This window comes from Criblamydia sequanensis CRIB-18 (assembly GCF_000750955.1).
Classification (GTDB): domain Bacteria; phylum Chlamydiota; class Chlamydiia; order Chlamydiales; family Criblamydiaceae; genus Criblamydia; species Criblamydia sequanensis.
This window is the reverse complement of record NZ_CCEJ010000008.1, coordinates 189,865-201,639: the sequence shown is the minus strand read 5'-3', so window position 1 is coordinate 201,639 and position 11,775 is coordinate 189,865. Positions and strand designations below refer to the sequence as shown.

Below are 11,775 nucleotides of genomic sequence, written 5' to 3'. Positions count from 1 at the left end.
TTAACCTACAGAGTTTTCGAGTTTTATAGCTAAAAGTTTTTGCGCTTCAAGGGCAAATTCCATTGGAAGCTCGCTTATTACTTCCTTGCAAAAGCCGTTGACAATCAGATTAATCGCGCTTTCCGTATCGATACCCCTCGATTCCAGATAAAAAATTTGATCTTCATTCATTTTTGATGTCGAGGCTTCATGTTCAACTTCAGACTTGTCGTTGCCAACTTCAATGTAAGGAAAGGTGTTGGCAGAACATAAGTTGCCGACAAGCATGGAATCGCACTGGGTATAGTTTCTTGCTCCCGTAGCTTTAGGAGCCACTTTTACAAGCCCCCTGTAGCTGTTTGAAGAATGGTCGGCCGCAATTCCTTTTGAAATAATAGTGGAGGTAGTATTTTTACCTAGATGGATCATCTTGGTTCCTGTATCGGCTTGCATTTTGCCGTTTGTCAGGGCGATCGAATAAAATTCTCCGACAGAATCATCCCCTTGAAGGATGCAGCTTGGGTATTTCCAGGTAATGGCAGCGCCAACTTCCACTTGCGTCCACGAAATCTTAGACCTTTTACCGGCGCATTTACCTCTTTTTGTGACAAAATTGTAAACACCGCCCTCGCCTGTCTTCGGATTTCCGGAATACCAGTTCTGAACAGTCGCGTAACGGATTTCAGCCCGGTCTAGAGCAATCAATTCAACAACCGCGGCATGAAGCTGGTTATTATCATAAGCCGGCGCTGTGCAACCTTCAAGATAGCTTACATAAGAGCCTTCCTCGGCAATAATTAAGGTTCTTTCAAATTGGCCGGACTCTTTGTCGTTGATCCTAAAATAGGTTGAAAGTTCCATAGGAGATCTAACCCCCTTTGGAATATAGACAAAGGAGCCATCGCTAAAAACAGCTGAGTTCAAGGCTGCAAAAAAGTTATCCCCGATCGGAACGACAGTTCCCAAATATTTTTCGACAAGTTCGGGATAGATTTTAACCGCTTCTGAAATAGAGCAAAGAACAACGCCTGCATCTTCAAGCTTTTTCTTAAAAGTTGTGCCGATAGAAACAGAGTCAAAGATCATGTCAACCGCCACATTCGCAAGACGTTTTTGCTCATCGAGTGGGATTCCAAGCCTTTCAAAGGTCTTTAAAACTTCGGGGTCCGCTTCATCCAGGCTATTAATTTGCCCTTTTTTCTTTGGAGCTGAGTAATAACAGATATCTTGATAATCGATTGGGGGATGGCTAACGTTTGCCCAACTTGGCTCTTCCATTTCAAGCCATCGGCGATAAGCTTTTAATCTAAAGTCGAGTAGGAATGAGGGCTCTCCTTTAATTCTTGAGATCTCGCGTATGATTCCCTCGTTTAACCCTTTCTCAAGGCGTTCTGTTTCCACCTCGGTCGTAAAGCCGTACTTATACTCTTCATTGGCCTGTTTCATCGACCCTTCTGACGACATGGGCTATCCTTTCAATGAACCTTCTTAACGAAAAACTTTAGATATTGAAAGAAGGTAGTTATTAATAATAATTATTTAACTAAGACCCATTAACTTAACAAATTTTGATAAAATTTACCACAAAAAGAATGAAATTTTAAAATGGGGCAGCTTCAGGGAGCTTAAGAATGTGAAAAAACAGATTGCAACCGTCGTCTTTTACCAAGTTTTATTATAAATTTTTATGGAACGATTTGTCAAATCCGGACGATCTATAAAAGCCAGATACTAGCAAGATAAAGGTAGACAAAAGTAGTCATAATGTCAGCAAAAACAAGAACTATCGGGCCTGAGGCGATTTTCGGGTCCAATTTTAATTTATGAACGATAATCGGGGCTAAAACGGCAAAAGTTGCCGCAATAAACATAGAGAGGATAATGGTTGCGAAAACCACAAGATAAGGCAGTCTTGACCCTAAGAAAAAATAGGACGCTAAGCTTACAAAGCAAGCGGCTGCAATGGAGAGAAGAAACGTCGTCTTCCACTCCTCGCCGATTCTAAAAAAAAGATTTTTCCAAGGAATTTCTTTTTTCTTTAGGATCGCAAGGCTTAAAGTCATAGCTTGCATGGAAACCGACTCGCTCAACGTTAGAATAAGGGGGATTAATGTCGCTAAAATAATGGCCTTTTGAAGGACATGTTCATAAAGACCCGCAATGATAGCGCACGCAAACCCGGCAAGAGAATTTCCAATAAGCCAAGGAATTCGATGAGAAAAGGAGGAAAATACACCTTTGGAATCGGCCTTTTCAACAGAAAGACCGATCATCTGAAAGATGTCTCCATAAATCATTTTTTTCTTCTTAAGAGATTCTTTTTTACCGATTTCAGGCGTTGCTTGCATTTCGAATATTCCAAGAAAGGCGCCTGTATGATCAATCACCGGCAAGGAAAGCAGCTCTAATTCATTCATCGTATGAATGGCGTGGCTTAAGGAATCTTCTGCTTTTATGGAGATAGGGCTTTCATCCATGATGTCTCTAACTTTATTTGAAGACTTTGCAAGCAGAAGATTATGAGAAGAAATGACACCTTTTAATTTTTTTTCCTTGTCCAATACATAAAACCAGCGCAGTTCAGATCTTTTGGGGAAATTCCTTAAAAAGTTTGTCGCTTCATCAATTGTCCATTCATGTTCAAGAAAAAGGGTGCCATCATCTGTCAAAGAACCGACTTTCTTATTAAAGTCGATTTTCTCAAGCTCTTTATAGATGTTAACGGCCATGGCGAAAACACTTATGATTTAGTTCTTCCCGTAAAACAGTTTATTAATCCATTTTTCCAATATATTCAAATCATTTAAACATTCTTCCCGGGGAAGCGCTCCTTTTGCAAATTTAACAAGATCCCCGCTTTCTAGAAGACGGCCGAGAAAACTAAGTTCACTCTCATCTGCTTTGTCTTTCATGGAACTTAGAAACTCTTCTTTAGTTTGAGATAAGGCAAGTAAATTCCCCTTATAAATGGCAGCTTCTCTTAAGAGTTGCGTCATTTCGCTGTAAAAATGACGGGTGTCTTCATTAGACTCTAAGGTTATCGTTTTAAGGCGATGGATTTTCCTTAAGAGCTTATTTTTTAAAGAGAGCGGGCTTTCTTGTTTCAGAGGGGCTTTACTAAAACTTCTAAAAAACCCAAACGCATAAATAAGTAGAAAGGAGACAAGAAGGGCAAGAGTTAAAAGCGATAGGAAAACAAACCTTCTCTTTTCTTTTTTATTTTCGATAAAAAGTTTCGTATCTGCTGTAATTCTATCCTGACCCTGACCTAACCTCTTAATCTCTTTATCTATTTCAAGAGGAAGATTTTGAGAAAGCGGGTAGAAACCTTCAATCTCTTGAGAAAAAGCTGAATCAGATTCTTTGGCTTTTACTTTGAAGGAAGGCGAAGCTATAAAGATTGCATTTCCTTCACTATTTGTGAAAGGTATTACCCCAAAGGAGGCCTTAATTTCATGGGGAGACTCCGCCTCAAGTTGAATTTTGTAAATAACATTAGTTTTTGTCTCACTAAGTTTTTCTATATCCCGTACTTTAAGATCTGGAATCATTTCCTTGAATAAACGCAAAATTTCAAACCAATGTTTCTCATTAACTTTCCAACCTTCCGGATGGGAAATCGCAAGGCTTACCTCGAAGGGGGTAAAAACCGATACCTCCTTTCGGTCCATCTTTATCAAAAGGGAAAAATCTTTATTCTCCACGCTAAAAAGGGAAAACGAAAGCAGGATAGAGAACAAAAAAGGGCTAAAAAATTTGTATTTACCCATTTTTTAATGCCTGATCTTACGCTTTTCAAAAAATTGGCGCATAGGTTTCTCAACGGGCGTTCTTGTGTCAATTTCAACCCAGGACGCAGAAGATTTGCCTAAAGCTCTTTTCCATTCCTTAAGATCTTTTTCTACCTGTTCTTCATAGGCTTTAATTCGATTTCTATTGCTTGTATCAATAAGGACATCTTTTTGACTTTCCGGATCTTTAAAAGTGATTAACCCGGCATCGAGAATGGTTTTTTCTAAAGGATCGGATAAAATAACAGCTGTAAAGTCATGCATGATGGCAATAGGGGCAAGCTCTTTCATTGGCACCGGAAAATGAAAATCTGAGAGAAGAAAACAGATCGCCCTCTTTTTATAAACTTTGCTTAAAAAGGAAAGAGCTTTTTTAACATCTGTTTTTTTTGTTTTAGGTTCCATTAAATAAAGGTCCCGTAAGAGTCTTAAAGTATGCCTGGTTCCCTTTCCGGGGGGCAAAAAATATTCAATTTCATCTGCAAAAGCAATCAAACCGACTCTATCGTTATTTTTTAAAGCGGCAAAACTAATCAGGGCTGCTGCGTCAAGCAGCGTGTCTTTTTTTAGCGCTTGGCTTCCGGTAAACATGGAGGAAGAGATATCGGCCAAGAGAAAAACAGGAAGATCCCTTTCTTCTTTATAAAGTTTGACGTATGGTGTGCCGAGCCTTGCTGTGACATTCCAGTCAATCGACCTATAATCATCCCCTTCCTGGAATTCCCGAGCTTCCTCAAACTCGACACCCTTGCCTTTAAATGCGGACTTATAAGCGCCTGCAGCAAAACCATCGGCCAATTTGGACGCGACAATTTTAAGGCGTTGAATTTTATCGAAAAGATTTTTTAGCTCCCCTTCCATAGCTTTAAGGCACAGGCAATTTTTTTAATATTTCATCGATAATATGATCGGGTGTGACCCCTTCGGCTTCAGCTTCATAAGTTCTTCTCAAACGATGTCTAAGAACAGGGTACGCCACTTGCTTAACATCAAGGGGTGTTACATAATTTCTATTTGCCAAAAAAGCATTTGCTTTAGCGCTATTTTTTAAAGCGATGCTAGCTCTTGGAGATGCGCCATATAGAATAAGGTGCTCCAAGTTAAGGTTGTATTTTTTAGGCTCTCTTGTCGCAAAAACAATGCTTAAAATATAGTCTAAGATTTTTTCATCGATATAAAGATTGTCTACAACGTCTTGAGCCTTTAAAATCGTCTCTTTAGATAAGATACTTTCAACTTTCGGGATCTCTTTCAGCTTGTTTTTTTCTAAAATACTTTTTTCTTCTTTTATAGAAGGGTAATCAATTTTAACTTTCAAAAGAAATCGGTCTAGTTGAGCTTCAGGAAGCGGGTAGGTTCCCTCTTGTTCAATTGGATTTTGCGTAGCAAGGACAATGTAGGGAGAGCCCGCTTTAAAGGTTTCATTGCTAATTGTTACTTGCCGCTCTTGCATAATTTCAAGGAGGGCCGACTGAACTTTGGCCGGGGCACGATTAATTTCATCGGCAAGCAGTACATTTGTGAATATCGGCCCTTTCCTTATGCTGAAGGTGCCTTCTTTCGGGTTAAAAATAGTTTGGCCGATTAAATCAGCAGGCAAAAGATCCGGGGTAAATTGAATTCTTTTGTATTCCAAGGAAACCACTTTGGCAAGCGTTGTGGCAATCAATGTTTTTGCAAGGCCGGGAAGCCCTTCTAGTAAAACATGCCCGGAAGAGACAAGTGCTATAAATAAATTGTCAATCACATGCTTTTGGCCGACAATGACTTTAGCCATTTCCTTTCTGGCATTTTCAAAATGGGAAGAAAGATCGGTTTCATCAGTCTGCATTTACAAAGTCCGTAAAAATAGGCTATTAAACTTACAAATGAATCTAAAATTTATTTCACCTTTCGTATACTTTAGTTTTCAAGTTAGCGCAAGCGATAAAGATAAATCTATAGAAAAAAATAAGAATACTAATTAAAGTTTAGAGATAGCTCGAAGATTTTCGAAAATAGTAATAATTAGTAATAAAAAGAGGTTTATTTATGTTTGGTAATGGTCATGTTATCCCCGGGTCAAGATCAGGTAGAGGGACGCCTGTTTATGTTCCGGACGAACGTCCTGCAAGACCTGTTCACGTAAGCCCAGTTTTCGTATCAAGCCGTCCTTACAGCCCGCCGCCTGTTAGTTATTATGACTCTACCTACCCTCTTTCAGGGAGAACAACATACATTCATTCTTCAAGCGGGGGTCCTTTTTTGATTCTTGGATTGATTGCCGCGATTTTTTTATTCACGATACTGTTTCCCCTAATGCTTTTGTAAGAGAAAAGTACTTTTTTATCGATGGACAGGCAAGGTGATCGTAAACTCGGTCCCTTTGCCGACTTCTGATTCTACCGCAATCTTACCTTGATGCTTTTGAATAATGGTTTCAACAAGGGAAAGCCCAAGACCTGCCCCGCCCATTTTTCTTGAGTGCGCTTTATCCACTGTATAAAAACGTTGGAAAATATGTTCAAGGTCGTCTTTTGGAATCCCGATTCCCTGATCCTTGACCTTAACCTCAATAACGTCATCAAAGCGGTTTAGCGACAAAGTGATTTTTGCGGGAGGGTTTGAGTATTTGGCAGCGTTTTCAAGCAAATTAATAATAGCAAGTTCTAATAGCTGGCCATCCGCCTTCACTTCATAATCATCTTCTTTATTATAGTTAAGGGTAAATTCAGCGCTTGGGTGTGCCTCTAAAAGCATTGATCCGCAAGACTCGGCAAGGTCAGCTAAGTTGCAGGGCACAAGACGCGATTCTTGTAAATGCTCAATATCCGCAAGCGTTAAAAGGTCTTTAATAAGATGAGTCATCCTTTCGCAGTTTTTAAGAATTTTTTGGGTGACCTCTTCTGTCGTTTCTCTTGGCAATTCAGGGTTATCGTGAAGCGCTTCAGCAAAACCCCGGATAATGGTGATCGGAGTTTTAAGCTCGTGCGAGGCGTTTGCGATAAAATCTTTTCTCATCTCGAGCATCTTATAATGGGATGTTTTATCTTGAATCACAAGGACAGCGCCCCCATTTTCTTTCTTTGGAGAGGCGACGATATCTAAATAAAGCTTTCTTCCTTCAAGAAACATCTCTTCTGTCAAAAGTTTTGAGGACTTTTCATTTCGGCACTCTTTTAAAAGTTGAAGCCAATGCTCTTTACCTACTTCTAAAAAAGGTTTTCCGATTAAGTCCTGTTTTTTCTCCCCGATAAATTTAAGCGCCATATTATTTACATAATTAATATTCAGCTTGTCATCAACGGCAATTACACCTTCAATAAGAGACTCAAGAACTGCCTCTTTCTCGTTTCTTTCACTTGTCAAACTATTGATATGGCTTTGAATCTTTTGAGAAAGCGAATTCAAGGTGTTGGCAAGCCTTCCAAAATCGTCTTGAGTATTTGTTGATTTTATACGAATTTCAGGAATCGTTTTCTGAGAACCCTCTTGATAAGGTCTGACGGCATTAATGATCTGCTGGATCGGGTTTGTCAAATGGTTAATAATAAACCAGGTCATGATGGTAAAAAGTAAGAGAACAGCTGTCGCAAGGGCTAAAAAGCCTATTTCAAAGTCCCGTGTCAAAGCAGTCACATATTTATAGGGAAAGGCCACCCTTAAAACATAGGTTTTGCCATGAAAATCAAAGGCTTTTGCAAGATAGGCAAATTCTTGCTGGAATAGCTCGGAATAGTCCTCATAATAACCAAAACCTTCATGAAAGGCCTGGTTAATTTCCGGATGGTCAATGACTTGCTCTTGACTGAATCTTGGACCTAGCAGCCTTTTTGTATGGGAATCGTATAAAACTTTTCTTTCATTGGTAATGATGCTGACTCTAAAGAAAATCATCCATTTAGAATCTTTCATTCTCCTTATTAGAGCATCATTATTAGGGGCCGATCTTAATTTAAGGATAAGTTCATCCGCTCTATCAGTTAGGGTTTTAGCCACAATTTCATCGACTGTTTTGGTCGCAAAAGGAAAAAGAAGCGCTAAAAAAAGCAAAAAGAGAGCAACGTAGGATAAGAAAATTTTTTGTCTGAAACTAAGCTGTGACATACTTACATAAATTAATGTTTTTTGATAATTCTAATATATAAATGTAAAGAATGATTGAAGATATTTTAAAATTTTTATTTAACTTCTCTGTATTTTCAAAAAATCTAGGTTTATTTTAACAAAACTACTTACTTCCAGTAAATTTATTTAATTTATTGTAAGATTTATACTTAATATATTTATAAATAAAACCAAAAAGATAGGGAATCTGTTTAAAAAAACTCAAAAATAAGAAGAAGAATTGAGTAATCGGGTTTTTAAGGTCCGTTCCCTTGTTTTCCAAATAAAACTCCGTGGCAAAAAAAAGCATGATCGATAGGCCAAGAAGGGCCCAAAAAACAAAAGAAAAATTAAAATAAACAAAAATTATAAACCCAAAAAATAAAAGAGAAAAAATAGCGGTCAATTTAAGAGACCGCACTTTTTCTAAAAGGAAGAGGTTTTTTGCTTTTTTTGAATGCAAAATCATAAGTTCTGCGAAAAGACTTCCCTTATTCCAGTAATACTTTAAATAATCAAAGAATCCCTCGATATCTAATGACTTAAGTTCCATTTCTTCTTCGATCACTTCTTCCTCATACTTTTCCTTAGACCGAAAGTAAAAATCCATAAAAGCTGCTTTATCAAGTCTTGGATTAAACCCTTTTAATTCCAAGAGTGTCGACTTCTTCAAAAGAGCCTCTTGAGATAACGCTTCTAAAATATCCTTAGGGTGGCGGACGGCCCATGAATCAATAAAGCTTAAAAAACAAGATCTTGCAGGGTAAAGCTCGCGTGTAACTCCTCTTACTAAGAAAACATTTTTTTTTCTCAAAAGAGGAAGGGCTTCATCAAAAAACTGCGAATGAAGGGCAACACCCCCCTCAAGAAAAAAGAGGGCTTCTCCTTTTGCCAGGGCTAGGGATTTATTTAAAACAAGGCCAAGCGGAGGATCTCCCCCTTTTATTTTTAAGAGTCTCGCCCCATAACTTTTTGCAAAATTAAGAAAAGAGGGTTTTGATTCTTGATCAACATAGAGAATATCCAAAGGTTCGTTTTCTTGTATGAGAGCGAGGGACTCAAAGGTAAACTCAAGCCTTTCAATATTTTTACTACCCAAGATAATAATAGAGATGCCAGGTTGCATAAGTCACCTTTTCATTCTTGAAAATAGGTAAAATCTGTCATCAGAACTATAAATAGATCTTTGAGAAGTCATGAAATTAAGGGAAAAAGCCATCCTGCTCTGGGTTTAAATGCCATTCTATTCTTTGCAAGTTTTCAAGCAAGACCCTATTTGCCGGATCTTTATCAAGAAGCTCTAAAGTTAATTCACGGCTTTTTTGAAGATTGCCTCTTTGATAGGCTTTTTTTGCAAGATATGATTTTGCTTCCATCGATCCATCAGCAATATTAAGGTAGATTTCTTCAGCCTTCATCTCATTTCCTTTTCGAAATTCGAGTTCAGCTAAAATTTCTTGTCCTTCAATGCTTTTATCTAGAAGCGAATTGTCATGGATAGTGTGTTCTGCCGCTTGATCATCTCCCAAAATTAAATAAGCTAAAACTTCTAGAAGCGCAGCTCTCTTTCCTTCTTCCCCAACTTTATTGTTCAACCCATCAAGAGCCGAAAGAGCCTCTTCTGCTTGTCCTTCTTCGAGTAAAAGTTCAGCTTTTAAAAGCCTTATTTCAGCCGTATCCGGCAATTGCTTGGAAAAAGCTAACGCTTTAGAGAGGCCATGATTTTCTTTGATGGCTTTCATAAGAGCGAGAGCGACCCAAATGGGAGTTTCTTCCGTTTTTAAAGAACCATGCTGCAATTCAAGAGCCGCTTCCTTCCAGCCGGCTGCTAAAAATAAAGACGGTAAAATAAGATTTCCCGAAATAAACTTTTTGGTAGCTTCTGAAACAAAAATTTGATTTCTAGCTATTTGATTGATTTCTTGAAAAATGGGATGGCTTTTGGAGTTATTTAAATCAGCTATTAATTTCTCTTCATCTTGTGAATAGGTTAATGGCTCTAAAGAGTCCTTATTTCTAAGGTAAAGGACTTGCTTTAAAGCAATTTCAAGCTCCGGCACCCAAGATTGCTTTTTGAAAGGATTTGTTTTTAAACGGTTATAGGCTGTTATTTCATTCTTCTCTTCTATCTCATTCAGAAGCTTTAGCCAGAAAGCCGACTGTTCCACTTTCTCTTCACTTTTAAGATTAAAGCGCTGCAGCTTTTGCTCATTCCAAAATTCCCAAGGCTTTAAAGAATACAGGTAATCACTATAGCCGGAATAATCATTTTCGGGTTTGGCCGGCAAATTAATTGGCTTTACCACTTTACTAAAAAAGAGAGCCTTGATCCAAATCGGGTCATCTGTCTCCTCATTTAAATTTTGGGACCAAATATCAAGCGACCTGGCATAATCTTTTCTTCTTAAATAAAAATCCGCTAGCTGATCGCTTAATTTAAGGTTATCGGGATCTAAGTTCCAAGCCATAAAATAAAGGGATAGAGCCTTTTCAGGTTCTTTTGCAAGCTCCATCAATTTTCCCTGATAGCTTAAGACTTCTGTATTTGTAGGATCTAAAGAATGAGCTTCTTTTAGATGCATCCAAGCTTGTTTCGGATTGATACGAATGTTAAATAGGGCAAGTCTTAAAAGCCTTTCAACTTCCATTTTTCCGTTTAAATGTTTGGCTTTTAAAACGTCAATCGCCTCTTGACGATTATTTTCAAAAAGATAGAGATCGCTTTCCAAAAGACGCCATTCATCGGATTTCGCATCTTCCGGAAAAAGATTCGAGATTTGAAAGAATCCTTCTCTATTCCCTTGTTGAATGTAGTTTTTCGCCACAAGAAGAGCGGCGTCTTCATGGTCTTTAAAAGCTTTATTTTGAAAGTCATAAAAAATAGCAAGTTGAACGGCATCTTTTTGCTTAAAAGCTGTTTCAATTAGAAGATGAAGCCATTTTTCGCTTAACCCGCTTTTATTTTCAATTGCCGGCATAACTTTTTTTGCAATCTTAAAAACTTGGCTATAGTTTCCTTCTTGAAAAGAGGCGGTAGCTTCATTTAGAAGCTCATCTTGAGAAATAGCTTCATTTTTAATAAATCTCTCATCTACATAAGCAATCTCCTTTAAAGGGGAAACTAAAGCAGCGGCTTCACTTAAAGAGCTTTCTCGGATACCCGTGGCTTTTTTTGAAAGCATTTCAGAGGATAGCCCCGTCTCTTTCCTGACTTCTTTTTGAATTTCAGGCTTTCGTGTTTCAATTTGTTTTGGCAATAAATGGGCGAGGGAAAATGAAAGAAAGGCGCCGCATATCATAAGTGAGAGAAGCCCAAGTTTCCGCATGTAAAAATCGCTCCCATAAGTGAGGGTTCTTGTGTCTTGCTTTCTTAAATAAATCTAATGTCTAAGTAAATAGTTTTGTCGACATGGCCGCATGTTAGCGAATCTAATAATTTGGTGGGAGTTATTTTAAAATGAAACTTGAAAATATAAGCAACAACGCCTCTTAGTAGGATATGTTTGTCCCTCTATTTGACTGAACTTTCGCACGGGGGCGTCTTACATATCTTGGATCTCGCCACTCTCTTTCATATTCGATCTGATCATAAAGAGAAGGAGACCCTTCACGACTTGTAACTTCATCATCCACGTGGCCAACCACATGCGTTTCAACAGCGGGAAGATTACCTGAAAAAATTAAAAAAGCTAATAAAAATTTGGTTTTGATTGCCACAAAATTTCCCGGCCAAAGAAATGACATTGATCTTCTTTATAATAAGAACAATTAAAAAGGTGCAAACATGAAAAACAAATGTTATAAACATCTAAGGATTAAACTATTATTTATTAAAAACGAAACTATTTTTTTATATTATTTAAAATAAATTATTTAGTTTGTTGAAGTCCGTCTTTACTCTCGTTAAAATAAAGGTATT

Annotated in this window: 10 protein-coding genes; 1 reads left to right on the top strand and 9 read right to left on the bottom strand. The window is 37.9% G+C overall.

Features of this window, described 5'->3' with window-relative positions; all coding sequences use genetic code 11:
• The 5 genes from sufB to CSEC_RS08815 form a co-directional block, all read right to left on the bottom strand.
• Positions 1-1,443 carry a Fe-S cluster assembly protein SufB gene (sufB, locus tag CSEC_RS08835; protein ID WP_041018072.1) on the bottom strand — a complete coding sequence of 481 codons (1,443 nt, stop codon included), beginning with the start codon at positions 1,441-1,443 and terminating at the stop codon, positions 1-3.
• A 251-nt stretch (positions 1,444-1,694) separates the two neighbouring features.
• Positions 1,695-2,708 carry a magnesium transporter gene (locus tag CSEC_RS08830; RefSeq protein WP_041018071.1) on the bottom strand — a complete coding sequence of 338 codons (1,014 nt, stop codon included), beginning with the start codon at positions 2,706-2,708 and terminating at the stop codon, positions 1,695-1,697.
• Between the two features lie 18 nt (positions 2,709-2,726).
• Positions 2,727-3,650, bottom strand: a complete 924-nt coding sequence (locus tag CSEC_RS08825) for a hypothetical protein (protein WP_154017671.1) — start codon at positions 3,648-3,650, stop codon at positions 2,727-2,729.
• 102 nt (positions 3,651-3,752) lie between these two features.
• Positions 3,753-4,631 (bottom strand): DUF58 domain-containing protein, encoded by an 879-nt coding sequence (locus CSEC_RS08820; RefSeq protein ID WP_041018069.1) that lies wholly within the window; start codon positions 4,629-4,631, stop codon positions 3,753-3,755.
• Between the two features lie 4 nt (positions 4,632-4,635).
• The gene (locus CSEC_RS08815) at positions 4,636-5,601 is read right to left on the bottom strand and encodes an AAA family ATPase (RefSeq protein WP_041018068.1); all 966 of its coding nucleotides are present in this window, start codon (positions 5,599-5,601) and stop codon (positions 4,636-4,638) included.
• Positions 5,602-5,801: 200 nt separating this feature from the next.
• On the opposite strand from CSEC_RS08815, the gene CSEC_RS08810 reads away from it, so the two are divergent.
• Entirely contained in the window at positions 5,802-6,080 is a 279-nt protein-coding gene (locus CSEC_RS08810; RefSeq protein WP_041018067.1) for a hypothetical protein, read from the top strand.
• A 15-nt stretch (positions 6,081-6,095) separates the two neighbouring features.
• Here the strand turns inward: CSEC_RS08810 and CSEC_RS08805 are convergent, their stop codons facing one another.
• The 4 genes from CSEC_RS08805 to CSEC_RS08790 all read right to left on the bottom strand — a co-directional run bounded on the left by CSEC_RS08805 (position 6,096) and on the right by CSEC_RS08790 (position 11,600).
• Complete coding sequence (locus CSEC_RS08805; protein WP_041018066.1) at positions 6,096-7,856, bottom strand: ATP-binding protein; 1,761 nt, start codon at positions 7,854-7,856, stop codon at positions 6,096-6,098.
• A gap of 124 nt (positions 7,857-7,980) precedes the next feature.
• Entirely contained in the window at positions 7,981-8,982 is a 1,002-nt protein-coding gene (locus CSEC_RS08800; protein WP_041018065.1) for a glycosyltransferase family A protein, read from the bottom strand.
• A gap of 76 nt (positions 8,983-9,058) precedes the next feature.
• Positions 9,059-11,182, bottom strand: coding sequence for a tetratricopeptide repeat protein (locus CSEC_RS08795; protein ID WP_041018064.1), 2,124 nt, complete (start codon positions 11,180-11,182; stop codon positions 9,059-9,061).
• A 163-nt stretch (positions 11,183-11,345) separates the two neighbouring features.
• On the bottom strand, positions 11,346-11,600 hold the full coding sequence (locus CSEC_RS08790) for a hypothetical protein (RefSeq protein WP_041018063.1): 255 nt from the start codon (positions 11,598-11,600) through the stop codon (positions 11,346-11,348).
• Between the last annotated feature and the right edge of the window lie 175 nt (positions 11,601-11,775).

Excerpts from the sequence above, each read along its gene's own strand:
- sufB (WP_041018072.1), bottom strand. The coding sequence starts at position 1,443 with ATGTCGTCAGAAGGGTCGATGAAACAGGCCAATGAAGAGTATAAGTAC.
- CSEC_RS08830 (WP_041018071.1), bottom strand. The coding sequence starts at position 2,708 with ATGGCCGTTAACATCTATAAAGAGCTTGAGAAAATCGACTTTAATAAG.
- CSEC_RS08825 (WP_154017671.1), bottom strand. The coding sequence starts at position 3,650 with ATGGACCGAAAGGAGGTATCGGTTTTTACCCCCTTCGAGGTAAGCCTT.
- CSEC_RS08820 (WP_041018069.1), bottom strand. The coding sequence starts at position 4,631 with ATGGAAGGGGAGCTAAAAAATCTTTTCGATAAAATTCAACGCCTTAAA.
- CSEC_RS08815 (WP_041018068.1), bottom strand. The coding sequence starts at position 5,601 with ATGCAGACTGATGAAACCGATCTTTCTTCCCATTTTGAAAATGCCAGA.
- CSEC_RS08810 (WP_041018067.1), top strand. The coding sequence starts at position 5,802 with ATGTTTGGTAATGGTCATGTTATCCCCGGGTCAAGATCAGGTAGAGGG.
- CSEC_RS08805 (WP_041018066.1), bottom strand. The coding sequence starts at position 7,856 with ATGTCACAGCTTAGTTTCAGACAAAAAATTTTCTTATCCTACGTTGCT.
- CSEC_RS08800 (WP_041018065.1), bottom strand. The coding sequence starts at position 8,982 with ATGCAACCTGGCATCTCTATTATTATCTTGGGTAGTAAAAATATTGAA.
- CSEC_RS08795 (WP_041018064.1), bottom strand. The coding sequence starts at position 11,182 with ATGCGGAAACTTGGGCTTCTCTCACTTATGATATGCGGCGCCTTTCTT.
- CSEC_RS08790 (WP_041018063.1), bottom strand. The coding sequence starts at position 11,600 with ATGTCATTTCTTTGGCCGGGAAATTTTGTGGCAATCAAAACCAAATTT.